General features: G+C 54.5%; 24 protein-coding genes. 11 read left to right on the top strand and 13 right to left on the bottom strand.

Annotated features, from left to right (window positions below):
* Positions 1 to 15: 15 nt before the first annotated feature.
* Together PAGR_RS13360 and PAGR_RS13355 are read right to left on the bottom strand one after the other, a co-directional pair.
* Positions 16 to 558: a fimbrial protein gene (locus PAGR_RS13360; RefSeq protein ID WP_014593456.1), complete on the bottom strand. Its 543-nt coding sequence runs from the start codon at positions 556 to 558 to the stop codon at positions 16 to 18.
* Between the two features lie 21 nt (positions 559 to 579).
* Positions 580 to 1,401, bottom strand: a complete 822-nt coding sequence (locus PAGR_RS13355) for a hypothetical protein (protein ID WP_015700536.1) — start codon at positions 1,399 to 1,401, stop codon at positions 580 to 582.
* A gap of 659 nt (positions 1,402 to 2,060) precedes the next feature.
* Between PAGR_RS13355 and PAGR_RS13345 the strand changes: the two genes are divergently transcribed.
* The 3 genes from PAGR_RS13345 (at position 2,061) to PAGR_RS13335 (ending at position 4,381) form a co-directional block, all read left to right on the top strand.
* The gene (locus tag PAGR_RS13345; protein ID WP_019105685.1) at positions 2,061 to 2,324 is read left to right on the top strand and encodes a hypothetical protein; all 264 of its coding nucleotides are present in this window, start codon (positions 2,061 to 2,063) and stop codon (positions 2,322 to 2,324) included.
* Positions 2,325 to 2,446: 122 nt separating this feature from the next.
* Positions 2,447 to 3,649 carry an FAD-dependent oxidoreductase gene (locus PAGR_RS13340; protein WP_014606107.1) on the top strand — a complete coding sequence of 401 codons (1,203 nt, stop codon included), beginning with the start codon at positions 2,447 to 2,449 and terminating at the stop codon, positions 3,647 to 3,649.
* A gap of 168 nt (positions 3,650 to 3,817) precedes the next feature.
* Positions 3,818 to 4,381 carry a TetR/AcrR family transcriptional regulator gene (locus PAGR_RS13335; RefSeq protein ID WP_014606106.1) on the top strand — a complete coding sequence of 188 codons (564 nt, stop codon included), beginning with the start codon at positions 3,818 to 3,820 and terminating at the stop codon, positions 4,379 to 4,381.
* A 4-nt stretch (positions 4,382 to 4,385) separates the two neighbouring features.
* Here PAGR_RS13335 and PAGR_RS13330 read toward each other — a convergent pair whose 3' ends face one another.
* The 4 genes from PAGR_RS13330 to PAGR_RS13315 form a co-directional block, all read right to left on the bottom strand.
* Entirely contained in the window at positions 4,386 to 4,964 is a 579-nt protein-coding gene (locus PAGR_RS13330; RefSeq protein ID WP_014606105.1) for a TetR/AcrR family transcriptional regulator, read from the bottom strand.
* 217 nt (positions 4,965 to 5,181) lie between these two features.
* A complete protein-coding gene (locus tag PAGR_RS13325) occupies positions 5,182 to 6,621 on the bottom strand; it encodes an efflux transporter outer membrane subunit (RefSeq protein ID WP_014606104.1) in 1,440 nt (479 codons plus the stop codon).
* On the bottom strand, positions 6,621 to 9,788 hold the full coding sequence (locus PAGR_RS13320; RefSeq protein ID WP_014606103.1) for an efflux RND transporter permease subunit: 3,168 nt from the start codon (positions 9,786 to 9,788) through the stop codon (positions 6,621 to 6,623). Before PAGR_RS13320 ends, PAGR_RS13325 begins: the two co-directional genes overlap by 1 nt.
* Before the next feature lies 1 nt (position 9,789).
* The gene (locus tag PAGR_RS13315) at positions 9,790 to 10,938 is read right to left on the bottom strand and encodes an efflux RND transporter periplasmic adaptor subunit (RefSeq protein WP_014606102.1); all 1,149 of its coding nucleotides are present in this window, start codon (positions 10,936 to 10,938) and stop codon (positions 9,790 to 9,792) included.
* A gap of 625 nt (positions 10,939 to 11,563) precedes the next feature.
* Here PAGR_RS13315 and PAGR_RS13310 point away from each other — a divergent pair.
* Genes PAGR_RS13310 through PAGR_RS13300 form a run of 3 tightly spaced genes read left to right on the top strand, consistent with a single transcriptional unit; the run spans position 11,564 to position 14,838 of the window.
* Positions 11,564 to 12,838, top strand: coding sequence for a nucleoside permease (locus PAGR_RS13310; protein WP_014593464.1), 1,275 nt, complete (start codon positions 11,564 to 11,566; stop codon positions 12,836 to 12,838).
* Positions 12,839 to 12,848: 10 nt separating this feature from the next.
* Positions 12,849 to 13,865 carry an ADP-ribosylglycohydrolase family protein gene (locus PAGR_RS13305; RefSeq protein ID WP_014606100.1) on the top strand — a complete coding sequence of 339 codons (1,017 nt, stop codon included), beginning with the start codon at positions 12,849 to 12,851 and terminating at the stop codon, positions 13,863 to 13,865.
* Complete coding sequence (locus PAGR_RS13300; RefSeq protein WP_014593466.1) at positions 13,858 to 14,838, top strand: PfkB family carbohydrate kinase; 981 nt, start codon at positions 13,858 to 13,860, stop codon at positions 14,836 to 14,838. Before PAGR_RS13305 ends, PAGR_RS13300 begins: the two co-directional genes overlap by 8 nt.
* On the opposite strand, the gene PAGR_RS13295 is transcribed toward PAGR_RS13300, so the two are convergent.
* Positions 14,825 to 15,568, bottom strand: a complete 744-nt coding sequence (locus PAGR_RS13295; protein ID WP_013025419.1) for a GntR family transcriptional regulator — start codon at positions 15,566 to 15,568, stop codon at positions 14,825 to 14,827. The genes PAGR_RS13300 and PAGR_RS13295 overlap by 14 nt on opposite strands.
* A gap of 98 nt (positions 15,569 to 15,666) precedes the next feature.
* Between PAGR_RS13295 and PAGR_RS13290 the strand changes: the two genes are divergently transcribed.
* The gene (locus PAGR_RS13290; RefSeq protein WP_014606099.1) at positions 15,667 to 16,953 is read left to right on the top strand and encodes an MFS transporter; all 1,287 of its coding nucleotides are present in this window, start codon (positions 15,667 to 15,669) and stop codon (positions 16,951 to 16,953) included.
* A 35-nt stretch (positions 16,954 to 16,988) separates the two neighbouring features.
* On the opposite strand, the gene PAGR_RS13285 is transcribed toward PAGR_RS13290, so the two are convergent.
* From PAGR_RS13285 to PAGR_RS13275, 3 genes are all read right to left on the bottom strand, one after another.
* A complete protein-coding gene (locus tag PAGR_RS13285; RefSeq protein ID WP_013025421.1) occupies positions 16,989 to 17,237 on the bottom strand; it encodes an ElaB/YgaM/YqjD family protein in 249 nt (82 codons plus the stop codon).
* 227 nt (positions 17,238 to 17,464) lie between these two features.
* Positions 17,465 to 18,031 (bottom strand): hypothetical protein, encoded by a 567-nt coding sequence (locus tag PAGR_RS13280; protein ID WP_014606098.1) that lies wholly within the window; start codon positions 18,029 to 18,031, stop codon positions 17,465 to 17,467.
* A 65-nt stretch (positions 18,032 to 18,096) separates the two neighbouring features.
* Positions 18,097 to 18,426 (bottom strand): hypothetical protein, encoded by a 330-nt coding sequence (locus tag PAGR_RS13275; protein WP_015700529.1) that lies wholly within the window; start codon positions 18,424 to 18,426, stop codon positions 18,097 to 18,099.
* Positions 18,427 to 18,634: 208 nt separating this feature from the next.
* On the opposite strand from PAGR_RS13275, the gene PAGR_RS13270 reads away from it, so the two are divergent.
* The 3 genes from PAGR_RS13270 to PAGR_RS13260 all read left to right on the top strand — a co-directional run bounded on the left by PAGR_RS13270 (position 18,635) and on the right by PAGR_RS13260 (position 19,822).
* The gene (locus PAGR_RS13270) at positions 18,635 to 18,814 is read left to right on the top strand and encodes a hypothetical protein (protein ID WP_033776303.1); all 180 of its coding nucleotides are present in this window, start codon (positions 18,635 to 18,637) and stop codon (positions 18,812 to 18,814) included.
* A gap of 188 nt (positions 18,815 to 19,002) precedes the next feature.
* Positions 19,003 to 19,386: a hypothetical protein gene (locus tag PAGR_RS13265; RefSeq protein WP_014606096.1), complete on the top strand. Its 384-nt coding sequence runs from the start codon at positions 19,003 to 19,005 to the stop codon at positions 19,384 to 19,386.
* 22 nt (positions 19,387 to 19,408) lie between these two features.
* A complete protein-coding gene (locus PAGR_RS13260; RefSeq protein ID WP_014606095.1) occupies positions 19,409 to 19,822 on the top strand; it encodes a GNAT family N-acetyltransferase in 414 nt (137 codons plus the stop codon).
* Here PAGR_RS13260 and PAGR_RS13255 read toward each other — a convergent pair whose 3' ends face one another.
* Positions 19,823 to 20,482, bottom strand: coding sequence for an MBL fold metallo-hydrolase (locus PAGR_RS13255; protein WP_014606094.1), 660 nt, complete (start codon positions 20,480 to 20,482; stop codon positions 19,823 to 19,825).
* A 22-nt stretch (positions 20,483 to 20,504) separates the two neighbouring features.
* Positions 20,505 to 21,428: a muramoyltetrapeptide carboxypeptidase gene (gene ldcA, locus PAGR_RS13250; protein WP_014606093.1), complete on the bottom strand. Its 924-nt coding sequence runs from the start codon at positions 21,426 to 21,428 to the stop codon at positions 20,505 to 20,507.
* 155 nt (positions 21,429 to 21,583) lie between these two features.
* Between ldcA and emtA the strand changes: the two genes are divergently transcribed.
* On the top strand, positions 21,584 to 22,216 hold the full coding sequence (gene emtA, locus PAGR_RS13245; RefSeq protein WP_014606092.1) for a membrane-bound lytic murein transglycosylase EmtA: 633 nt from the start codon (positions 21,584 to 21,586) through the stop codon (positions 22,214 to 22,216).
* A gap of 50 nt (positions 22,217 to 22,266) precedes the next feature.
* Here the strand turns inward: emtA and PAGR_RS13240 are convergent, their stop codons facing one another.
* Complete coding sequence (locus PAGR_RS13240; protein WP_014606091.1) at positions 22,267 to 23,214, bottom strand: sugar-binding transcriptional regulator; 948 nt, start codon at positions 23,212 to 23,214, stop codon at positions 22,267 to 22,269.
* Positions 23,215 to 23,499 lie beyond the last annotated feature (285 nt).

Here is a 23,499-nt window from a genome sequence, read left to right as displayed (position 1 = left end):
CGCACCCGAACAGAACTAACGGTAAGTTATGGCATACTGAATGGAGGCAGCGACCGTACCGGATGTTGCCACCCCGGTTGAAAAGTATTGCGCGCCATAGGTCGCTGACTTTTCAGTCTCATTCGCGGATAAACTTAAGTCGCCGCTACCGGTAAAGCCCCCCGTCAGGTTGATTACCGTACCCGCCGTATCCAGCATCTGAATCTCAACATTTTCAGCCGACCCGGTGTTCGTCAGGTTACCTGCTGCGCTCACGTTATTGCCCACGAATACCGTTGAGATTTGGGTGGTGGTCGCTGAACCGCTGCAGCCTGTCAGACCGACGGTAAAGTCAGTTTTACCTGCCGTCTTACCACTGGTATCTAAATCCGCTTTACTTACGGTAGGAAGCAGTACAACGGGTGAACTCTCATTGCCGTTAATGGCAACTGAACAGGTTTCATCAGAGACTTCGCCCTGAAAATTAATGGTATTAGCAGAATCTGCTTGTGCATATCCTGACAGCAGAAAGGCACTCACAATCAGAGACAAACTAAATTTATTGGTGTGATAAGTCATTTTATCTTCCTTTATGATCAATTAACTGGAAAGTAACTGATTAAGATTGATTCCAGTTTTCCTTCTGACAGCGTCTTTAATGATGTAAACCTTCTTAACGCCAAGTTTCATTTCGCTGGAAATTTCACCCAGCGAATGGCCATAATTGGCAAGGTCCAAAAATTTAACTTCTTCCAGCGTCAAGGCGTTGACGCGTTTCCTTTCACCTCCTTTTAATCCGTAATAACAGGCATTAACCGCTTTTTTAATATCCTCAATTTTACCGTCCGCATAAATCACAGTATTTATCGTGGGCTCCTGTCTCCGCCAAAATGACGCCAGAGATTCCATTCGGCGATCGCTGATGATAATAATGGCAAGGCCGGTCCCTCGCAGATAATCCATCCAGTTTTTGCTGGTAAAATAACGGAGGTTATGAATCGAAAAGTCAACAAATATACATCCTCTGCAGAACAGGCTTTCGTATCTTCCGGCGACCAACGACAAAACGCCTTTTATCAAAAAATGATTGTTGCCTGGCCATACGGCAATCTTTTGAATTGGGCATCGCAATATCTCTTCCTGGGTATTGCTCGTCAGTTGGCAACAATATTTACAACTTGAGCAGCGAACATCCTCTTTGGTTATCCTTCTCATCAGCCGATTTCTACCGCTTGTTAAGAAAGTTGACCTATCATAACAGTGGGTTTCCTTTTCCTTCAACGGGTTAAAAGAAAGATCGGCTTCTTTAACCAAGAAAATTCTGATGTCGGTTACGCACAATTGTGATGCTTCATTAAGCGGTAATCTTCCTGAGAATGTTAAAATTACGATGATTAAATGATTATTTTGTACAGTTTCCATATTAAGAATATTTACGGTCGCCCAGGATTATTCCCGTCCTCAAGGGAAAAGGATCAATAAAAAAACAGCACAAAATGATAAATTCTGCGTCATTTATTAAAAAGTTAAGGTTTATCGTTGTACAAAACTAAACGCTCTGTTCTGTCTGTTCATTAAATTATTACAATTCTTTGTTAAATTGAGTCTGCTGTTTTTTACCTTGCGTAGAGTTTTCGGTGCCTTATTGTGCAACATGTAGAGTACCTAAAGTTGATTTTTTATATTTATCCTAAAGTGTACCTTTACAGTTAAATGATAGTTGTTTAAGTGTTTTGACAATTTTATTTGTTTGTCTTCCAGCGACGTTTTCACAGGGAATCATCACGGTGATGTTAAATAGTATAAATATAGCGGCCTGGCTTTTTTATGTCGGCGATTACGCACTCAGAGAAAGGGTGGCTGAACAGGATTTAACGCCCGCCGGGCGCCTGAATATGTGCAGACAAGAGGGCAAAAGAGGTGTCTCATGCTTAAAAAAAGACCGATGCCTATTTGCGCAGGAAAGGTTTAGTGACGCTGAGGTTTACTAAGGTCAGCAACGTTTTTGATAATTTTTAACTATCACAGTCAACACCCAAAATGTCTGGCTAATGCAGCTTTGCATAGCAATACTCGTCACCATGACCACATATCGCATTAAAGTGGGTTATCACAACCCCTCCGCACTTACGTTCATGCAGCTGGACGAGCAGCTTGCTGACCATGCTTTCTACAGCGCGCGCGCCGATGCTGACAGCGGCGGCTTCCGCTATTTTCAGGAGTACGAGTATCAGTCAGATTCTGCCGATTATTGCTCAGTATGCTCCATGGCCTATCATCACGCCTGCCAGGTCAGAAAATGTCCGCTGGTGCTGGTAGAGATAAAAGAAGAGAACGCCAGATGACCACGCTGTTGCACTGGTGCACCTGGTCTGGCCGGGACAACAACGCTTATCCCTGTCGTTCCTCGGTACTTAAATCATCCGCAGTGGCATACACTTACCACGCATATTATGAGGGGTAAGCTATGCCATCCACTGAACACGTTATCTCTGACTGCTGTATCGTCGGCGGCGGCCCGGCCGGTTTGATGCTGGGCTATCTACTGGCCCGCGCCGGTTTACAGGTTGTCGTGCTGGAAAAACATGCCGATTTTCTCCGCGATTTTCGTGGTGACACGATCCATCCTTCTACGCTGGAGGTCATGCATCAGCTGGGCCTGCTGGACGATCTGCTGAAACTTCCTCATCAGCGTGCGGAAAAGCTGCAGGCGGAAATGGGGGGCGAGGAGGTCACGATGGCCGATTTCTCGCGCCTGCCGCTGCAGTGCCGTTTTATCGCCTTCATGCCGCAGTGGGATTTCCTGAATTTTCTGGCGGAACAGAGCGCGCAGTTTCCCGGCTTCACCCTGCTAAAATCCACCTCGTTAAGCCAGTTGATCATCGAAGAGGGTGAGGTTCGGGGTGTTCTGGCCTTACAGTCGGGTCAGCCCGTTGAGATACGTTCCCGCCTGGTGGTGGGGGCAGACGGGCGCAACTCTGCCGTTCGCGCACAGGCCGGACTGGTGAGCCAGCATTTTGGCTCACCACGCGACGTTTTGTGGTTTCGCCTGAACAAACAGCCAGAGGATCCGCAGTCAGGGATGGGTCACACCGGCCCGCGAAATAACGTTATCGTGATCGACAGGGGCGATTACTGGCAGTGTGGACTGACGATTGAAAAAGGGCAGTTTGAGGCGATCCAGGCCCGTGGGCTTGACGCGATGAAACACAACATTGCCACCGTCTCCCCTTTTAGCGTCGAACGGCTGGCGGAAATTGACAGCTGGGAGAGTTTCAAACTGCTGTCAATCCGTATCGACAGGTTGAATCAGTGGGCAAAACCGGGCGTGCTCTGCATCGGTGATGCGGCTCATGCGATGTCACCCATTGGCGGAGTGGGGGTTAATCTTGCCATCCAGGATGCGGTGGCCACGGCGAATCTGCTTACCCGGCCTTTGTTAAAGAGGAAGGTCACGTTCAGGGATCTGAAAAAAGTACAGCAGCGCCGTCAGTTTCCCACCGTTGCGACGCAGTTCCTGCAAATAAAAATGAGCAGTAAAAAGAAACCGGATGGGGAAGGCAAAAGCAAAATGCCCGGCATCATCCGTAAATATCCCTTTTTACGCTTTATTTTTGGCCGACTCATCGGCATGGGATTTCGTATGGAAAAGCCACGCGCAGTTCGTTGAGCAACGCCCGTTCGCCTGATGGAAGACAACCGTCAGGCAAACGGACGCAGGAAAGGGGGTTGTTTCATCACGCCGAATACGACAGGACGTGAAATGCCTTACCCACTTGCCATAGCTATTGGTAATGACAGACACTAAAGTCATTTCTTTTATCTTGTGAGTATCCTGATGAATCGCAGCGAAGAAATTCTTGATGCAGCCGAATACTGCATGCGACAAAAAGGGTTTTATCAAACCTCCATTCAGAGTATCGCCAGTCAGGCAAATGTCAGCATCGGGCTGATTTATAAATATTATAAAAATAAGGAAGCGATCGTTGAAGCACTGGTCACGAAAGAGGTGCAGCGTATGATCGTGTTACTGAAAGCCGACTTCGAGAAAATGGCGAACGCGGGGAGAGTGACGCATCTGCCGGGAGATTTGGCGTCACCAGAAGTCGAACAAAGCATTGTGTTGCTCATCGAGATATCATCCGAATCCACGCGTAATGCGCGTATTCGTCAGATTCTTCACGATGCCTGGCAGGTTTTAAAAAAGAATTTTATTACTGAGCAACAGGCGCTCAATCCGGCACTGGAGGCGAACATCATCCATGCACGATTGCATGTGGTTTCCCTGGTAATAGACGGCATGATCATTCGCCGTTTTATGAAACGCCGCGAGACAGAAGACAGCTTTATGCCGTTCTTTAAGGCGGTTAGCCATGACATCCACCAACCGGATGCTGAGTAACGCATCAAAACAGGTGACGGTCGAGTACAGCATTGATCCGGCTCAGTTCCTGCTGATCCACATTTTTATCTCCATATGCATGACAGGCGACGCCATCCACCAGCATCAGCAAAAACTGGATACGGTTGCTGCGCTGGAGTGGACTTTCTGTCGGCATTTTCTGCCTGAATAGCCTGTCCAGATCTGCGACCAATAAGGCTTCCTCGCGGGCCAGCATTGAGCGCACTGATTCATGACGTGAGGCTTCGGAATACATTTCCAGTAATAAACACCGGTCCTCAGGAGACCAGTTCTGCCAAAAGGGCGAGTCGGTATCAATAATATTGGCGGTGTGCGTTTCGTGCGCCAAACTATGCAGCAAAAACGTCCGCCAGTTTTCTGCGATACTTTTTATGGTTTCACTGACAATCACTTCTTTACTGTTAAAGTAGCGATAAAGCTGACCTGCACCTAAACCGGATTCACGACTGATATCGGCCATACTTGCACCGTGAAAACCGGAACGGCTGAAGCAGTTCTTCGCGGCTGAAATGATCAGTTGCTGCCGCTGCTTAAAGAACGTTTCATTATCAGGCTTGCTCAAAAAACTCTCCTGAATACAGGCCGATATGCGGCCCTTTTTATTGACTTATTCTGACATGGTACGCGAGGCTCCGGGGCGAGGGAATCGCCGTCACACATTCTGACACAGAATGGCCTGATGTCCGTGTATCGGGATTTGCCCTGTTCCACTATTGAGGGCAGCGCGCGATGTTATTGCGCGCAGTTTGTCGGGTGCGCATCCCTGCGCATTTGGGCGTTCAACGCACATCTACCGTTTGTTCAGACGCTTGTCGCGCCGAGCCGCCTCCCATCACCTTGTAGAATGTATTTAGGTTTTGGTAGTACGCCTGTTCCACGCTGACCAGACGGGTTCTGGCGGAGTAGAGCGTTCGCTGGGCGGTTAACGCATTCAGCCAGGTATCCACGCCGCTTTGATAACGCAGATCGGCCAGATGCGCGTAAATCTGTGAGGCTGCCACATTGTTACGCTGGCTGGTCAATTGATCGTTGATGGTGCCGCGCCGCGCCAGGGCATCCTCGACTTCGCTGAAAGCGGTCTGCACCGACTTTTCGTACGCCGCCACGTAGTACTCCTTCTGCGCTTTGGTGTAATTCAGGTAGGCTACGTTGTAGCCGCCCTTGAAGACAGGCAGCGAGATACTGGGGGAAAACGACCAAATTCCCACGCCGTTTTTGAACAGCGAGGCGAGATCGGCACTGCCAACGCCACCGCTGGCGGTCAGTGAAATGCTGGGGAAGAAATTGGCCCGCGCTGCCCCGATGTTGGCATTCGCCGCCTTCAGGTTGTGCTCAGCCTGCAAGACATCTGGACGATTATTGAGGACATCCGACGATATCCCTGCGGGCACATCGCGCAACGCATGGCCAATCGATTCAAGATTTTGCGGCAGCAACGCATCGGGTACAGGTTTTCCAACAACCAGATCCAGCGCATTCTTATCCTGCGCCACGCTGGTAGTATAGCTGGCCACATCCGCCTGCGCAGACTGATAGGTGGTTTCCGCAGACGCCACATCAACCATCGAATCCACACCGTTTTGCATGCGCTTGCGCGTCACGTCCAGTGACTGCCGCGCACTCTCAGCTGTCTCTTTCGCAATAGCCAGATTGCTGCGATCCGCCGCCAACTGAAGCCAGTAATCAATGGTGTTATACAGCACCGTCAGGCGCGTACTCCGCGCGCCCTCCAGGGTACCAAGGTAGGTTTCATACTGCTGGCGCGACAGGCTTTGATTCTTACCAAATAAATCCAGTTCAAATGCGCTGACACTGCCTTCGGCAGAGTAAGAATTGCCCAGCGCCGTTTGATTGCCTTCGCCCGTCAGGGCACGTGAGCGCGTCCCGCTGACACCGGCGCTCAATGACGGGAAGAGATCGGCACGTTGCTCAGCGTATTGCGCATGCGCGGATTTTACACTCGCCACCGCTTCACGTAAGTCTCGGCTACTGTCCAACGCCATGCCGACAACCTGATGAAGTTGGCTGTCCAGCACATAATCCTGCCAACGGATCGCGCGATAATTGACGGCAGTCCCTTGCAGGTTAGGGTAGGCTTCCCCGGTCGGGTTTGTCGCCTTCACGGCATCCACAGGACGATCATAATGCGGATCCAGCGACACGCAGCCCGCAAGGAAGCAGGGTAAAAACACGGTGAAAAGTTTTGCAGTCATGGTCATTATTCCTTCACCTTCACCTTCGCTGCTGAGTCGGTTGACCGGGCCGTGTCATGCGGCTGTGCCGGAAAGACCCGGCGGACCAGCACAAAAAACAGCGGTACAAAGAAAATAGCCAGCAGGGTGGCAGTTAAGGTGCCGCCAATAATACCGGTACCGATGGCGATACGGCTGTTGGCCCCCGCGCCCGTGGAGATCGCCAGCGGCAGTACGCCTGCGGTAAAGGCCAGTGAGGTCATGATGATGGGACGCAAGCGCATCGTCGCCGCATGAACCGCCGCGTTTATCAGGCTCTCGCCCTTGCGGTAGTGCTCTTCAGCGAACTCCACAATCAGAATGGCATTCTTCGAGGAAAGTCCGATGATCGTGAGCAGCGCAACCTGAAAGTAAACGTCATTTTCCAGGCCACGCAGCGTAATCGCCAGTAGTGAGCCGATGACGCCCAATGGCACCACCAACATCACCGAAAGCGGCACTGCCCAGCTCTCATACAGGGCGGCCAGGCACAGGAACACCACAATCAGTGAAATGCCATACAGCGACAGCGCCTGATTACCGGAAAGTTTTTCCTGATAAGAGAGCCCACTCCAGGCGAAGGTGGTGCCCGCAGGCAAGGTCGCCGCAAGTTTTTCCATTGCGGTGATGGCATCCCCGGAGCTTTTCCCTTCGGCGGCCGATCCCTGAATTTCATAGGATGCCAGGCCGTTGTAACGTGAAAGCACATCCGGACCATAGGACCATTTCGACGAGGCAAAGGACGAGAAGGGCACCATGGTGGTGTTATTGCTGCTGTCTGTTCCGCGGACATACCATTGATCAATATCCTCTGGCTTGCTGCGGAACGATTGATCGCCCTGCATATAGACTTTCTTCACGCGGCCGCGGTCGGAGAAGTCATTGACATAACTGCCGCCAATGGCTGCACTGAGCGTATTATTGATGTCGCTGATGGTCAGGCCCAGTGACTGTGCTTTCGCATCATCGATACTGACATCCAGTTGCGGCAGGTCCGGCAGCGAGTTGGCACGTACAGCGCTGAGATCCTTATCCTGATTCGCTTTTGCAATCAGCTGATCGCGCATTTTCAGCAGTTGATCGCGTGCGGTAGCACCACGCGCTTGCAGCTCAAACGTGAAGCCGTTGGATTGACCCAGCCCGGAGACGGCGGGCGGCGACAGCACAAAGATCTGGGCATCACGAATCCGCGACAGCGCCGCCATGGCGCGGCCTGCAATCGCATCAGCACTGTTCTCACTGCCTTTACGGTCACGCCAGTTCTTAAGCGAGATAAAGCCGACCCCCGCATTCTGTCCGTTACCGGCAAAACTGAAGCCGTCTACCAGCATGCTAACGTTAACGTTATCTTTCTCCTGGGTGGCGAAATACTGCTGTACCTGACGACGGACTTCACGGGTGCGATTTTCCGTCGCGCCCGGTGCCAACTGATACTGCACCATGATGTAACCCTGATCTTCGGTCGGCAGAAAGCCGGTTGGCAGGCGCATATAGAGTACGGCACAGCCGATCAACAGCACGCCGTACAGCAGCAGATAGCGCACGGAACGGTGCATGACCTTCCCGACGCCACGTTGATAGCGTGCCTGCACGTTTTCATAGCGCTGGTTAAACCAGCCAAAGAAACCGTTGCGACCGCTGTCGTGATTGTGCGGTTTAAGCAAGGTGGCACAGAGGGCGGGCGTCAGCGTCAGCGCCACAATCACCGACAGCACCATGGAAGAGACGATGGTGATAGAGAACTGACGGTAAATCACGCCTGTTGAACCGCTAAAGAAGGTCATCGGCAGGAACACGGCAGAGAGCACCAGCGCGATGCCAACCAACGCACCAGTAATCTCCCTCATCGATTTCTCGGTTGCTTCTCGCGGGGGTAATCCCTCTTCGCGCATCACGCGTTCGACGTTTTCAACCACGACGATGGCATCATCGACGAGCAAGCCAATGGCGAGCACCATGCCGAACATGGTAAGCGTGTTAATCGAATAACCAAAGAAAGACAGCACACCAAAGGTGCCCAGGAGAACGACCGGAACTGCAATCGTGGGAATCAGCGTGGTGCGGATGTTTTGCAGGAACACAAACATCACAATCACCACTAAAATGACCGCTTCGACCAGCGTTTTCACCACTTCTTCAATCGAGATTTTAACGAAGTCAGTGCTGTCGAGCGGATAGGCTATTTCATAGCCCGCCGGCATGCTGCTCCGGAATTCGTCAATGGTGGATTTCACCTTTTCGGCGGTGGAGAGTGCATTAGCGCCAGATGCCAGTTGGATAGCCATACCGGATGCCGGATGGCCGTTCGCCATGACATTGGCACTGTAGTCTTCATCGCCCATTTCTACGCGTGCGACATCGCTCAGACGGACCACAGAACCATCGGCCTGGCTTTTCAGCACAATGTTGCGGAACTGCTCAGGGGTTTGCAGGCGTGAACGCGAACGTACCGTCGCCACCAGTTGTTGTGTGTTGCTGGACGGTTGCGCGCCCAACTGCCCGGAAGACACCTGGGTATTTTGACTCTCAAGAGCGGTGGTGACATCAGAAGGCATCAGCGAATACGACGCCAGCTTGCTGGGATCGAGCCAGATACGCATCGCGTACTCGGCGCCAAAAACCTGTACGTTACCGACGCCTGTCACGCGCGCCAGCGTGTCTTCCATGTTGCTGACCATATAGTCGGCGACATCGGAAGAGCTGCTTTTATTGCTTTTATCGTACACCGCCAAAATCAGCAGAAAGTCGCTCTGGGCTTTCTGCACGGTCACGCCCTGTGAGGTCACGGCGCTCGGCAAGCGGCTCTCGGCCTGCTGCACCTTATTCTGCACCTGGACCTGAGCAATATCGGGATCGGTGCCCTGTTTAAACGTGACATTGATTTTCACCTGGCCGGTGGATGCGGTACTGGTCGAACTGAAATAGAGCAGTCCATCCAGTCCGGTGAGCTGTTGCTCAATAACCTGGGTCACGCTGCTTTCCAGCGTTTCCGCCGATGCGCCCGTATAGGTGGCCTGAACACTGATTTGTGGCGGTGCCACATCGGGATACTGCGCCACGGGCAGGCTGCGAATACTCAGGATACCGAACAGCATGATGCAAAGGGCGATCACCCAGGCAAAGACCGGCCGACGGATAAAGAACTGCGCCAACATATCAGTGACCCTCGCTGGTCGGAGCGTTATCGCCCGAAGAGACGTCTACCGCTTTCACCTGCATGCCCGCCTGAACTTTTGCGGTGCCTTCAACAATCAGCTTGTCACCCTGGTTTAGGCCGGAAGTAATCAGCCAGTTATTGCCCATTACGCGGTCGGTCACTACGTCGCGACTTTCGACTTTGTTCTCTTTATCGACCACCAGCGCGGTAGCATTGCCTTTCGCATCACGGGTGATGCCTTGCTGAGGCGCCAAAATGGCATCGCTTTTCACGCCGTTGGTGACGCTGGCGCGCACGTACATGCCCGGCAACAGTTCATGTTGGGGATTGGGGAAAATCGCACGCAGCGTCACAGTGCCCGTCGCCTCATCCACCGAGACCTCGGTCAGTTCCAGCTTGCCGGGATGATCGTAGGTCGTACCATCTTCCAGTTTCACCGTCACGGGCACGTCATCTTTGTTCTGCTGCAGTGACGCCTGTTGGCGTCTCAGTTTGAGCAATTGCACGCTGGATTGCGTGAGATCGACATAGATGGGATCCAGTGCGCGAATCGTCGCCAGCGCGGTGGTCTGGCTGGCGGTCACCAGCGCGCCAGGCGTAACCGATGAAATCCCAATGCGACCGCTAATCGGCGCTTTGATTTGGGTGTAATTCAGGTTGATGCGCGCACTTTCGACGGCAGCACGGTACTGATCCACTGAAGCAACGTTCTGTTGATACGTTGCCTGCGCATCATCCGCATCCTGACGTGAAACGCCGTTATCTTTCACCAGTGCGGCATAGCGTTCGGCTTTCAGTTTGCTGCTCTTCACCAGGGCCTGCGCATTCTTAAGTTGTGCGACGGCCTGATCGTAGCTGGCCTGATAGCTGGCCGGATCGATCTGATACAGCACCTGTCCGGCTTTCACCTCATCGCCTTCGGTGAACAGACGTTTCTGAATGATCCCATCCACCTGCGGCCTGACATCAGACGTCATACTGCCGGTGACGCGCCCGGCAAGCTGGCTGTCCAGTGTCACCGATGCGCTTTGCAACGTTTTTACCCCGACTTCGGTGGTCATGTTGGCATCGGCGGGAGGACTGTTTTGATCGCAGCCCGCGATCATCACGACCAGCCCGACGATCATAGTGCGCTGAAAAGTTTTCATGAATTACCCTGTAATGAACGTTCATTCTCAGCGCGCAGTGTAATAAATGCACAAGAATCTGTATGTCAGCAAAGCGAAAAGAAGGATGTCCAGAAATGAGCAGCGCGGCTGCATTGTTCAGATACGCGCCTGGAGAATGAGCCTGAAGGCGAGCGAATTCCGCCGCCTTACAGCCTGGTGGCGTGTTTCTGCGCGGGCTCCATTTCATACCACGCTACATGAAATGCTTGAGATGCGTTATTTGTGGCAGCGGCCTGTCTGGAGGGAAAATACTCAACGGGTGAGTTTTCTGGGCCAGGAACCGCATACGTTGTTAGAGGATGCCGTGCGGGCCGCATTGTGGTTGCCTGCGGCCCGAAGGCCGAAGCCCAAAGCCTACGGCCGGTGGCGTGTTTGTAAGCCCGAACCGCCTGCAAAGACGCGCTGCCTTTCCAGAGCATTAAGTGCTCAACGTCTCGCGTCCGGCGGTCGGGTGAGACCAGACAGAAGACGCCACCGTTTCCCCTGGCGCGCATAAAACCGTTCTCACCGATAATGGGAGGTAGCTCAAAATTCCACCCAAAGGTATTATAAAGGTTATGTTTGTGGTGTTAGATTGGCCTTACCAACACCGGGGAACACTATAATGAAAACGAAAACGGCCAGCCTGTCATTGATGATGTTTGTGGAATGGTTTATCTGGGGCGCGTGGTTTGTCCCGCTCTGGGCCTTCCTTAGCAAAAATGGTTTCACGCCCGTCGAGATTGCGTGGTGCTATGCCTGTACCTCCATTGCCGCCATTCTGTCGCCCATTCTGGTGGGATCGCTGGCAGACCGCTTTTTTCAGGCCCAGAAAGTGCTGGGTGTGCTGATGATCGTGGGCGCCGGGCTGATGTACTTCGCGGCGCAGCAAACGCACTTCAGCGGTTTCTTTCCCCTGTTGCTGCTGTATGCGCTGACCTATATGCCCACGATTGCCCTCACCAACAGCATTGCGTTTTCGCATGTAGCAGACGTGGAGCGTGATTATCCGCGCATCCGCGTGCTGGGCACGCTTGGCTGGATCGCATCCGGTATCGTCTGCGGTTTTCTGCCGTCGTTACTGGGCTTTGGCGATATCTCCGCCAGCAATGTGCCGCTGCTGATTACCGCCGCCAGCTCGCTGCTGCTGGGTATATTCGCCTTTATGCTGCCCGCCACGGAGCCTAAAAGTACCGGCGCCTTTAGTGTGCGAACCGCGCTGGGCCTGGATGCCCTGCATCTGTTAAAAGATCGCAGCTTCCTGGTCTTTTTTGTCTGTTCCTTCCTGTTCAGTATGCCGCTGGCGTTCTATTACATCTTTGCCGAGGGCTTCCTGACCGAAGTGGGCCTGGCGCACGCCACGGGCTGGATGACGTTAGGGCAGATGTCCGAAATTCTGTTTTTACTGGCGCTGCCGTTCTTTATCAAACGTTTTGGTATCGGCAAGGTCTTGCTGCTCGGCCTGGTGACGGCCGCGCTGCGTTATCTGTTTTTTGTTTTTGGCAGCGATCAGAACCTGCTCACCTATGGCCTGTTATTTATGGGCATTCTGCTGCACGGCGTCAGCTATGACTTTTACTTTATTACTGCCTACATCTACGTCGATAAAAAATCCCCTGTGAGCATGCGCAATGCGGCGCAGGGATTAATTACCCTGGCCTGTCAGGGAATCGGCAGCCTGTTAGGTTATCGCCTGGGGGGCTATCTGATGCAGGAGATGTTTGCCTATGGTCAACCGCGCAACGGCCTGACGTTCAACTGGGCGGGAATGTGGCTGTTTGGTAGCGTGATGATCATATTGATTACCGTGGCGTTTATTCTGCTGTTCCGCGATACGAAAAAGCGCAGCGATGAGCTTAACGTGGTTGAGCCTGCCGCCGCGACGGAAAGCCAAAAATAAGGAAGAGAAGATGATTACCGTACAACAAAGGATCACCGGCGCGTTTTATGGTCAGGCGCTTGGCGATGCCATGGGCATGCCGTCAGAACTCTGGCCGCGAAGCCGCGTAAAAGCACATTTTGGCTGGATTGATCGTTTTCTGCCCGGCCCGGCAGAGAATAACGCCGCCTGCTATTTCGGCCGCGCCGAGTTCACTGACGATACATCGATGGCGCTGGCGCTGGCCGATGCCATCATCCGTCATGACGGAGAGATCGTCGCTGAAACCATTGGTCTTAACATCCTGCGCTGGGCAGAAGGGTTTGACGCGTTTAATAAAAATGTTCTGGGGCCCACATCAAAAATCGCGCTGCGCGCATTACAGGCCGGCCAGCCGATCAGCGCGCTGGAAAACAACGGCCTGACAAATGGGGCGGCGATGCGTATTGCCCCGCTGGGCTGCCTGTTACCCGCGCGAGATTTGCACAGTTTTATTGATGCGGTTGCGCTGGCGTCCAGCCCCACCCACAAGGCCGACGTCGCGATTGCCGGGGCAACCGTGATTGCCTGGGCCGTTTCCCGGGCGATAGAGGGCGCAGGCTGGAGACAGATTCGTGACGCGCTGCCTGCCGTCGCGCGTGCGGCGCAGGAGCGGCAGATAACCACCTTTAGTGCGGCCATGTCTGCGCGCCTTGAGCTGGCGTTTTCGGTGGTTGAACAGGGGCGCGGTGTTGAATCCACTATGGAGAACATCTATGCCCTGGTGGGAACAGGCACCAGCACCATCGAGTCCGTGCCCGCCGCCATCGCGATGGTTGAACTGGCAGGAACCGATCCCAACCGCTGCGCCATTCTTTGCGCCAATCTGGGCGGCGACACGGACACCATTGGTGCGATGGCGGTTGCCATTTGTGGTGCGCTTAACGGTATTGATGCCATTGACCCTGCGCTCCGACAGCAGCTGGATAGCGTAAATAAACTGGACTTTGAAAGCTACGGCCGGGCGTTTACCGCTTTTCGCCTCAAGCGGGAGGCGGCGCATGGTTGATTCCCAGAGCGTGGCAACATTAGGCAACCGGGCCCCGATCGTCGTACTGGGCGCCGCCGTCGTGGATGTCATCGCCCGCGCCGAGCAGCTTCCCCAGCGCGGCGGCGACAGCGCGCTGCAGCAGCAAAGTATCAGCGTGGGAGGCTGTGCGTTGAACGTGGCGCTGGCGCTGCACCGCTTAGGTATGGATGCCGTTTCTGCGTTACCGCTCGGCCAGGGCGTCTGGGCTGAGCTACTCCGGCAAAAGCTTGCGGCCTGTGGCCTGACCAGCGTCACGGAAACCCACAAGGGCGACAACGGCTGGTGCCTGGCGCTGGTTGAACCCGACGGAGAACGCACGTTCCTGTCGGTGGCCGGGGTGGAGAACCAGTGGGATGAGGCGATGCTGGCCTCTGTTCCGCTTCACGCAGAAGGCTGGCTGTATCTGTCGGGTTATCAGCTCATCGGCAAGAATGCGGAAACACTGCTGTCCTGGCTGGAAGGGCTGGCAAACAGGCCGCGGCTGGCGATCGATTTTGGGCCGCGTCTGCCTGCGATCGCGCCGGATCACTGGCAGCGCGTGATGGCGCTGCAGCCGTTGATTACGCTTAATCGCCAGGAAGCCGAACACGTCTGGCACCAGCGTTTGCAGCAGGACGGGTCTTTTAACGCGCAGGCGCTGATTACCCAGTGGGCAAAACATTTTGCCAGCCCGCTGGTGGTCAGGCTGGATAGCGAAGGCGCAGGCTTCAGCCATCACGGACAGTACGGCTGGATCGCAGCATTCAAGACGGCGGTGGTCGATACGATTGGGGCCGGTGACAGCCACACGGGAGGATTACTGGCTGCGCTCGCATCTGGCTGGCCACTTGATAACGCAGTGGCGCTGGGGAATGCCGTCGCATCATTCGTGGTTGCGCAGCGTGGAGGCGATACCGCCCCCGACCGTGCAGCGCTGATTCGCCACTGGCAGCAGTGCCTTACTCGGCAATAAACACGTACAAATCACTGCGACAGTAGCTGATGCTGTATTCCAGAGGACGATCGCGCGCATCCAGCGCCAACTGCTTAATCACCAGTACGGGAATCCGCTCGGGCAGGGCAATGAGGCGCTGTAATTCGGCATCTGGCATTTGCGCACTGACGCGACTTTGCGTTTTCACCGGCTGGATCTGGTGGCGGCGAAAATAGTCGTACAGCGAAATACCGATGTCGCTGGCATCGTTGATCAAATCGCACGGCACCCAGGACGTTTCCACGGACACGGCCTGTTGATCGACATAACGCAGGCGCTTCAGCAAATAGACCTCACTGTCCGGGGGCAGCTGCAGCTTCTGCGCAATGTCATCTTCGCAACGGATACGATGTTTTTGCAGCCATTCCGTATCGGGCTTTTTACCCCGTAATACGACCTGCTGTGAAAATCCCTGCGGCTCTTTCAGTGAATATTCCAGTGCGCGACAAATCTGCGTGCCATAGCCACGCGAGCGATGAACAATCCCTTCCTGAGAGAGCGCATCCATCGCTTTACGCACCGTGATGCGGGAAATCCCCAGAGAGTGAGAAAATTCGCGCTCGCTGGGCAACACCTCTTCGTGACGCAGCAATCCGTCGCGCACGGCGTCTTTAATCACCTGCACGAAACGTTTATAGAGCGGGGTTTTGCTCTCGGCGCTGAGCACGCTGCTCAGATGACTGAAAAGGGCATTATGCTGTGATGTCATTATTCTCGTCTGGGATACATAACCTTATCTGCTGGAATTCTATACTATCTCTCTTATCGCCGTACTGCTTTTGCAAGCTGCAAGTTGAGGATAGTCAAATGGAAACCTATTCACCCCAGGTAAAGCAACATAAACGTGCGCTGGTTGCGGGTTCGGTTGGCAACTTTATTGAGTGGTATGAGTTCGCCATTTACGGCTTTCTCGCCACGCTGATTGCGCAGAACTTTTTCCAGTTACAGGGCGAGTCGGCCTTGAGTGGGCTGATTCTCACCTGGGCCTCCTTTGCCGTTGCATTTTTCTTTCGGCCACTGGGTGCGCTGGTGTTTGGCCGTATCGGCGATCGCATCGGCCGCAAACCGACGCTGATTATGGTGCTGGTGTTCATGACGCTGGCGACCACGGCCATTGGCCTGGTGCCGACCTATGCCTCAGTGGGCATCGCAGCACCGTTAATCCTGACCGGGCTGCGTATCCTGCAGGGGGTGTTTGCCGGAGGAGAATACGGCGGTGCGGTCTCCCTGATGACGGAATTTGCGCCGCGAGGCAAGCGCGGCCTGTATGGCGCGTGGCAGTCGCTCACGGTGGCGCTGGGCCTGCTGGCTGGCGTCGGGCTGGTGGCGCTGTTGTCGTTTACGCTCAGCCCACAAGCCATGCTGGCCTGGGGCTGGCGCATTCCGTTTATCCTGGCATTACCGCTGGGCATGGTGGCGCTCTGGCTGCGGCTGGCAATGGACGAAACGCCCGGCTTTGTCCGTCAGCAACAGCAGCAGAAGGGGAGCAAAGCCGCACCGCTCCAGACGTTGAAAACCATTCTGCTGGCCGTGGCGCGCGTGATGCTGTGGTCAGCGGCGGGTTACACTTGTCTGGTCATTATGCCAGCCTACCTTCAGTCCGCCCTGCACACCGGACTGCACCAGGCGCTGGCGATCGCCGTGATTTCCAATCTGGGGTTTGCCTTGACCATTATTCCGGCGGGGATACTCAGTGACAGGATAGGGCGACGCCGGGTGATGGTGGTGGCCAGCGTACTGTTGCTGTTACTGGCGATGCCGCTGCTGAAGGTGCTGCAGGCGGAAACGGTGGCGTTACCCTGCAAAGCGCTGGTGGTGTTTATTGCAGGCGGTGTGGTGGGCTTACTGGCAGGGCCGGGGCCGGCGATGCTGGCCGAAATGTTTCCCACACGGGTTCGCTACACCGGACTGGGACTGGCGTATTCGCTATCGAATGCCGTTTTCTCGGGCTGTGCGGGGTTGATTATTACAGGGCTGGTCAAGCAGACGGGCAATCTGGATATTCCGGCGTGGTACATGATGGCAACAGCGTTGGTAACAATACCGGCACTGATGACGTTAAACAAAGACGATCATCTGCGCGATCTGGCATGAGGGTAAAACGGGAGCCAACGCTCCCGTTTTGAGACTTATTTGCGGCCCAGCAGGAAGCCAAGTACCACGCCAACGCCAGCGGCTACGGCCAGACCCGCGAACGGGTTAGACTGCACCTGATCCTTGATGCAATCAGCGGCATCACGTGCGGCGTAGGATGCCTGATTGGTGTAGCGGCGTGCTGCACCACGGGCACGGTGACGCGGGGAGTCGGTAACTTCACCCCATTGTTGCTCTGCGGCACCGGCGACTTCTTTCACTGCATCTTCAATTTTTCCTGACATGCTTCATCTCCTTGGTTATCACAGTCACCTAAAGCGTAGCAAAGCTTAGCCGTCGTGCTGCCCCAGGGCGCATTAATCTTCTGTTCAGGAGGCAAAGGTCAGGGGAAAATATCTGCCACCGCGTCATATCGCTGGCCTGAGAGGCGCGCAGGCAGGGGCGTGAAGCGGGGAAATGCGGCAACTCGCCAGTGGCTAATGTGTGCAGGGAAAAATCATTACCAGCTGTTTCACAAAACGGCATTGCCCGGAGCGGAGATGTACTGAGGGTACCAGCTCACCAGAAAGTGGCGAATATGGTCGAAGCACCATTCCGCATCCTCCGACTGAGGGCAGTAGTACTGGATTGTGATTTTTTCATAGCGGCGCTGACGTTGCTGCAGCGGCGACCAGCCCCAGTCGAGTACAGCACGGGCATAGTTGACCAGCGCATCCGCTGCCAGCCCATGCTGTTGCGCCTGCTCTTTGAGATAGGTGTAAAACGCGGTTTCCAGCTGCAGCGTCTCAGCATGTGAATGGCCAGGCAACTCGGGACGAAAGGCGATATCAATAAACCCGCACACCGCGTTTTCCTGCTGTTGCCAGTCGCAGGCCAGCGTCATAAACAGCCCGTCCTGAAGATTCACCTCTTCCACCAGACGCTGCAGGTTTGCTGAGTGGCGCAGCACCGCAACCTCTTCAAGGCGCTCTGTTTCCAGCGTTAAGTCGATGCCGCAGGGATTGACCGTACCGTCTTCATTGCGGGTCGCCGGGAAGGGAAAATCGATATAGCCGTTGTTATCCAGACGCTTTTCCATGTGAAGGATGACCTGTCTCTTGACGTTTCCTGACACTATACCATTCTGCGTCCGGATTCACCCCTCTACGGGCAGGTCCAGGTGATCAGGGTATCCTGATAGGGATTGATGAGCCGGAACTGCTTGTCCGACAGGCGTTGCGCATAATAACCCTCACGCGTGACGGCGGAAGGAATGTACTGGAAGCGATCCTGCGACTGCAGTGGACCGCTCTGCACGCTTGCGCCGTCCCGACTGACGCTAAATGAGGTGACCAGATCGAAAATCGTCCCCTGGGTCTGGCCCAGCGACTGACCGTAAAGGGTACTGACCTCGCCCGGGCATTCCACGCCTTTCGGCGACGATGAGCAGCCCGCAAGCAGTGCCATAAAAATGAAAACTACCGATCGCAACATATCCTGTCCCTGCCCAAGTCCATGAAAGCGGTGAACGATTCTATCCTGTTGCGCCGCAAATAACATGATCATAGCAGTTCTGCGACACAGGCTGATTTGTGCTTTGCTCAAAGGTTAAGCAACAGAAATGCAAAAGATGACTTTGAGGTGGAATAAACGTTATTCTTGCCATCTTTGCGCATCGCTTAAGCAAATTCAGGGATAAATGATGAAAGAAGAAGAAGCCAGCCTAATGATTATTCGCCACGCCATCGAAGCGCTGGATGCAGAAAAAAGGCAGCAGGTCATTGCCTGTGCCGCTGAAATTCGCGATGTGATGAGCAGCTTCGACAGCGAACACGCCGACCTGGCGTTAATGTTGGTCGCAGCGGAAGTGGCTGCAGACTAATTGAGCCGTGGTTTACCCGATGCCATCCCGCCCGTTCGGTTTTCTGGTGGTGCGCAGGGCAGGTGAGCGGCTGTCTCTCCGGCACGCCTGAATTCCTGCGGCAACCTGTCCCGTCCTGCTCTGCCTGGCTTTTATTGTGATAAACTCCCCTGACAATGGGAAATGACGTATTCAGCGGAGGAAATCAGATGAAAGCAGTCCGTCTTGCCCTGTGCCTGTTGGCCTGTTACAGCGCGTCAGCGTGGAGCGAAAGCGAATTCCAGATCCATTGTCCCGGTCGGCCTACCATGACCATTTCACGCGCTGAATATGGCCTGAGTACGCTCTCCTGGCCCAAACAGCACTTCCAGATTGCGGCGGGGCAACTGAACACGCAGATTGAGGGCGGTGACAAAGTGGCCATTACCCGCTTCCGCAACGGCGATCAGCTGATCGTCAACAAAAGCAATCTCGACACCTTCTTTGTCTACCATGACAGCGACGCGCTGGTGCCCTGCAGCCGCAGCGCGAAGCGTGACGTGGACGTCCTGAGCCTTGAGCGCTACGACGACAGACAACGTAACGACTCCTGATTTGCCGCGATAAGGAATGCCAATGCAGATTACCCTCACTGATAAGGTGACCAGTAAAGATCAGGATGAACTCCGGCTGGGCCTGAATGCGCATAACAGCAAATTTTTTGACGTGGACCTGATTAAACCGCTGGGGTTGTTTATCTGTGATTCTCAGGGGGAGAAGCTGGCAGGGTTAACCGGTACGACGACAGGTAACTGGTTACGCATCGATTTGCTTTGGGTCAGCGACAGGCTCCGGGGGCAGGGCACGGGAAGTCAGTTGGTGCTGGCGGCAGAAAAAGAGGCGCGCCAGCGAGGATGCCGTTTTGCCCAGGTCGATACGGCCAGCTTTCAGGCACGGCCCTTCTACGAGAAGTTGGGCTATCACGTCCGGTTAACGCTTGGCGACTATATTCACCATCACCAGCGCCATTATCTGACCAAAATCCTGTAACTACAGCACCGCCTGCTGGCGCAGATCCAGCGGGTGCAGCTCTGCCTCGTCGATAGCGGCCAGCCAGCCGGACAGGGTCACTTTTTGCCATGAAAGATGGCCGCGCGTGGTGCTCATCAGCACCACGTCAGGGCGCAGAGTCCGGTAGAGCTCCAGCGAAGCGGCCAGTTCGGCAGGATTGCTCTCGGGCACCAGCACGGTTATCCAGCGGTCATGCTGACGTGTGAGTGTATCACCGACAAACAAGTAGTTCAGGCCGTTAGGGGAAGCGTAAAGATAGCTGCAGCTGCCGGGCGTGTGGCCGGGCGTCGGCAACAGGTGAAAATCACCAAAATGCGTTTCCTGCTGCGTGAAGGTATCGTCAGGTTCGACAAAGCGGCTGATCTGCCCCAATGAGCGGCTGTGGCAGTAGAGCGCGCTGTTAAAGCGCTGCTGGATACGCGCCGCGCCGGGCGCGGATTCATGCCAGTGGGTCAGGTAATGCCGGATTACGCCGTTATCATCCGCCAGCACTTCATGATCCAGCGGGTTTTCTACCCGTCCAATCAGTAAATTGCCGCGCGGATGACGCAGCAAAAAACCATGCATCATAATGTCTTCGGTACCTTCGGCCGGAAACTCCGGCGTTGAGATCCACAAATCGTCGTACAGCGGCTTCAATGTCGATCTCCTGCAACTTCAGCTATGTGCGCAATACGGGATGTCCGCTCGCCTGTAATACAACCTTACCCTGATTCACCTGCAGCGTGGCCGTTGCACCCAGAGGTAAGGTGACGGTATCCGGAGCGTGACCGAAGTCCAGGTCGCTGATAACCGGCAGGCCGCTGACCTCGCGAATGTGCTGCCAGACCGTAGGGAAATCAAATCCGTTGTCGTACTCCGACAGAGCGGTACTGGTGAAACTGCCGGTGACAATTGCCTGCTGTCTGGCCAGCACGCCGCATTGGTGCAACTGCAGCAGCATACGTTCAATACGGAACGGATGCTCGTTAACATCTTCGATAACCAGAATACCGTTCTCAATCTGCGGCAGCCATGGCGTCCCGATTAGCGAGCAGAGCATCGCCAGGTTGCCGCCCCACAGCGTCCCCTGCCAGTGGCCGTTATCGGGTGTTTCACTTTGCCAGGCCACCTTGACTGTAGGTGATGTCAGCGCATGCCAAAAGTACTGCAGGGTAAATTCGGATAAAACCTCAGCGCCAAAATTGCCCGCCAGCATTGGTCCACTGAAGCAAATCAAACCGGCATGTTGTAGCAGCGCTAACTGCAACACGGTGAAGTCGCTGTGCCCACAGATGGCCAGCGGCTGGTGCGCTAAACGACGCTTCAGGCCGGCATAATCCAGCGACGGCAGCAGCCGTGTTGCGCCATAACCGCCGCGCACCGCCAGCACAATATCGGGAAGGGTTGCTAAGTCAGCCAGTTCATTAATATCGCCTGAGCGCGCTTCGTCGGTGCCAGCAAAGCGCTGGAAGCGCCGCGCGATGACGGCGTCATTGTCCACGCGATGTCCTTCCGCACGCAGGCGTTCAACCCCGAGCAGGGCCGCAGGTTGATTATGGCAATAACCTGAAGGGGCAATAAGACGGATGGAACGTGACGTCATAGTAAATTCCTGAAATTAGTCAGTGACAGACTTCACGATAATGACGAAAAACCGTAAATAAGTCATCAGACTGCTGTAATTAGGATAAACGGTAATTTTGCAATTCAGCCGGCTCGGTATGATAGCTTCCGCCACTTCTGCGACGAGATAAAAAATTGCTAAAAATTCGCTACTTTGTCATTTCAGCCTTGCTGCTGACGGGCTGTGCCAGTGAACCGCCGCATACTTACGTTAAAGAGAAGAATACGCCGTTAACCCAGGCACCGCCTTCACGCATCAGCGGAACCTGGTCACTCTTTACCGAAACGGCCGCCAGCCAGTATGGCGTGGATGAAAAACTGATCAGCGCCATTATCAATGTGGAGTCCGGTGGGAACCCTGGCGTGGTCAGCCGTTCTAATGCGGTGGGATTAATGCAGATCAAAGCCTCAACCGCGGGCCGGGAAGTGTATCGCACCCAGGGGCGCCACGGTCAGCCGAGCAACGCAGAGCTGCGCGATCCGGCCAGAAATATTGATATTGGTACCGCGTACATCAAAATTCTGCAGCAGTCTGCGCTTTCGGGCATCCGCGATCCCCTCACGCTGCGTTACGCCACCATTGTTTCCTATGCAAACGGTGCTGGCGCGTTACTGCGCACCTTCTCCAGCAATCGCGATCGGGCCATTGCCATGATAAATGCCATGACGCCGGACGAGTTCTATCAGCACGTACAAAACAAACATCCTGCAGCCCAGGCGCCACGTTACCTGTGGAAAGTCACCACGGCTTATCGCGCTAACAGCTGATCCCCATGTTTTCTCCTCACCTTCCTTTTTGGCAGGTGAGGAGAGAACAGTTAAGTGGTCAGCAGCCTTGCCGTGGGATAATCCACAATCAGCACATTCACATAGCCACCCCGCAGCGCCCCGCGAATCGCCTGTGCTTTCTCTTTGCCGCCTGCCAGCGCCACCACCTGCGCGCACTGTCGCACCTGTTCCAGTTCCATGCCAATGACCGGATCTTCATCGGCGTTCAGCACGGGTTGACCCTGTTCATCAAAATAGTGCAGGCAAATATCCCCCACCGCGCCGCGTCCGGCCAGGGTGCGTAACATGGTTGCGTCGTAGTAGTTACCCGAATTGCGCAGCAGCGCAGAAGGTTCAAGATCGCCAATGCCGACAATGGCTAAGTCCACCTCATTAAACTTATTCAGCACTTCGGCGACGTCGGGATTGGCGGCCAGCCGCTGGCGATCCGTGACCGAGTGTTCAATGGACTGAGAGGGCAGCAGCCAGGCGGGGCAATTCAACAGCGCGGCAAGATTTTGCGTCAGTATCGTAGCCTGGACGTTTCCGTTGGCCCCCACGCCGCCCAGCAGCTGAATCACACCTTTACAGGCGTTATTGAGAGGATGCAGGGCATCCACCATTGCACGAATGGTACCGCTCCAGGAGGAGATGCCAATAAGTTCGTCCGCGCGCAGTCGGGTTTCCAGATAGTGCGCCGCCGCCGATCCAATCGCCTGTTTGATCTCGCCAGCGGACGCCTGTTCTGGCACATCCACCACAATGGCCTGCGGCAGCTGATAGCGTTGCTCAAGCGCTTTTTCCAGTTCCGGAAAGACATTCGCAGGCGGCACCACGCTGATTTTTACCACGCCTTCTTTCACACTGCGGTTCAGAATGCGCGATACGAACGACTGAGACAGCTTGAGTAGCTGTGCAATATCGGACTGCTTCCTGCCTTCGACATAGTAAAGTGTGGCAATTTTTACCATGAGCCGCTGTTCATCCTGCTTCGCCATTGGTTTTTTTCCTCTCGTGTTCTGCCTGCCATTGTTAACCACCCACGTAAAAATCACAATCCACGGCAATTTGTGATCATTTTCGCTTTTTATCACTTCCTGTCTGGACGGCGTCACCCGCAAGGCGCATAGTGGTTTTGAATATAAAATCATTATTGAATATATATTCATAAAGGGAAAGGACTTTGGTCTGGCAGCACATGTAAGTGTGAGACTTTCACGCATTGCCTGTCAGCGCGGGGCAATAACACCCAGCCTGAATATATATTCAGTGTGGACTTAAAA

Origin of the sequence: Pantoea ananatis PA13, from assembly GCF_000233595.1 — a bacterium.
GTDB lineage: Bacteria > Pseudomonadota > Gammaproteobacteria > Enterobacterales > Enterobacteriaceae > Pantoea > Pantoea ananatis.
Note: the sequence above shows the minus strand (reverse complement) of the source record. Positions and strands in the feature narration are given on the sequence as shown.

What these genes read in the sequence shown, in the direction of transcription:
- PAGR_RS13360 (WP_014593456.1), bottom strand. Translation starts at nt 558, where the DNA reads ATGACTTATCACACCAATAAATTTAGTTTGTCTCTGATTGTGAGTGCC.
- PAGR_RS13295 (WP_013025419.1), bottom strand. Translation starts at nt 15,568, where the DNA reads ATGACATCACAGCATAATGCCCTTTTCAGTCATCTGAGCAGCGTGCTC.
- PAGR_RS13290 (WP_014606099.1), top strand. Translation starts at nt 15,667, where the DNA reads ATGGAAACCTATTCACCCCAGGTAAAGCAACATAAACGTGCGCTGGTT.
- PAGR_RS13355 (WP_015700536.1), bottom strand. Translation starts at nt 1,401, where the DNA reads ATGGAAACTGTACAAAATAATCATTTAATCATCGTAATTTTAACATTC.
- PAGR_RS13325 (WP_014606104.1), bottom strand. Translation starts at nt 6,621, where the DNA reads ATGACCATGACTGCAAAACTTTTCACCGTGTTTTTACCCTGCTTCCTT.
- PAGR_RS13285 (WP_013025421.1), bottom strand. Translation starts at nt 17,237, where the DNA reads ATGTCAGGAAAAATTGAAGATGCAGTGAAAGAAGTCGCCGGTGCCGCA.
- ldcA (WP_014606093.1), bottom strand. Translation starts at nt 21,428, where the DNA reads ATGACGTCACGTTCCATCCGTCTTATTGCCCCTTCAGGTTATTGCCAT.
- PAGR_RS13315 (WP_014606102.1), bottom strand. Translation starts at nt 10,938, where the DNA reads ATGAAAACTTTTCAGCGCACTATGATCGTCGGGCTGGTCGTGATGATC.
- PAGR_RS13260 (WP_014606095.1), top strand. Translation starts at nt 19,409, where the DNA reads ATGCAGATTACCCTCACTGATAAGGTGACCAGTAAAGATCAGGATGAA.
- PAGR_RS13310 (WP_014593464.1), top strand. Translation starts at nt 11,564, where the DNA reads ATGAAAACGAAAACGGCCAGCCTGTCATTGATGATGTTTGTGGAATGG.
- PAGR_RS13240 (WP_014606091.1), bottom strand. Translation starts at nt 23,214, where the DNA reads ATGGCGAAGCAGGATGAACAGCGGCTCATGGTAAAAATTGCCACACTT.
- PAGR_RS13305 (WP_014606100.1), top strand. Translation starts at nt 12,849, where the DNA reads ATGATTACCGTACAACAAAGGATCACCGGCGCGTTTTATGGTCAGGCG.
- PAGR_RS13265 (WP_014606096.1), top strand. Translation starts at nt 19,003, where the DNA reads ATGAAAGCAGTCCGTCTTGCCCTGTGCCTGTTGGCCTGTTACAGCGCG.
- PAGR_RS13320 (WP_014606103.1), bottom strand. Translation starts at nt 9,788, where the DNA reads ATGTTGGCGCAGTTCTTTATCCGTCGGCCGGTCTTTGCCTGGGTGATC.
- PAGR_RS13275 (WP_015700529.1), bottom strand. Translation starts at nt 18,426, where the DNA reads ATGTTGCGATCGGTAGTTTTCATTTTTATGGCACTGCTTGCGGGCTGC.
- PAGR_RS13335 (WP_014606106.1), top strand. Translation starts at nt 3,818, where the DNA reads ATGAATCGCAGCGAAGAAATTCTTGATGCAGCCGAATACTGCATGCGA.
- PAGR_RS13340 (WP_014606107.1), top strand. Translation starts at nt 2,447, where the DNA reads ATGCCATCCACTGAACACGTTATCTCTGACTGCTGTATCGTCGGCGGC.
- PAGR_RS13345 (WP_019105685.1), top strand. Translation starts at nt 2,061, where the DNA reads ATGACCACATATCGCATTAAAGTGGGTTATCACAACCCCTCCGCACTT.
- PAGR_RS13270 (WP_033776303.1), top strand. Translation starts at nt 18,635, where the DNA reads ATGAAAGAAGAAGAAGCCAGCCTAATGATTATTCGCCACGCCATCGAA.
- PAGR_RS13280 (WP_014606098.1), bottom strand. Translation starts at nt 18,031, where the DNA reads ATGGAAAAGCGTCTGGATAACAACGGCTATATCGATTTTCCCTTCCCG.
- PAGR_RS13300 (WP_014593466.1), top strand. Translation starts at nt 13,858, where the DNA reads ATGGTTGATTCCCAGAGCGTGGCAACATTAGGCAACCGGGCCCCGATC.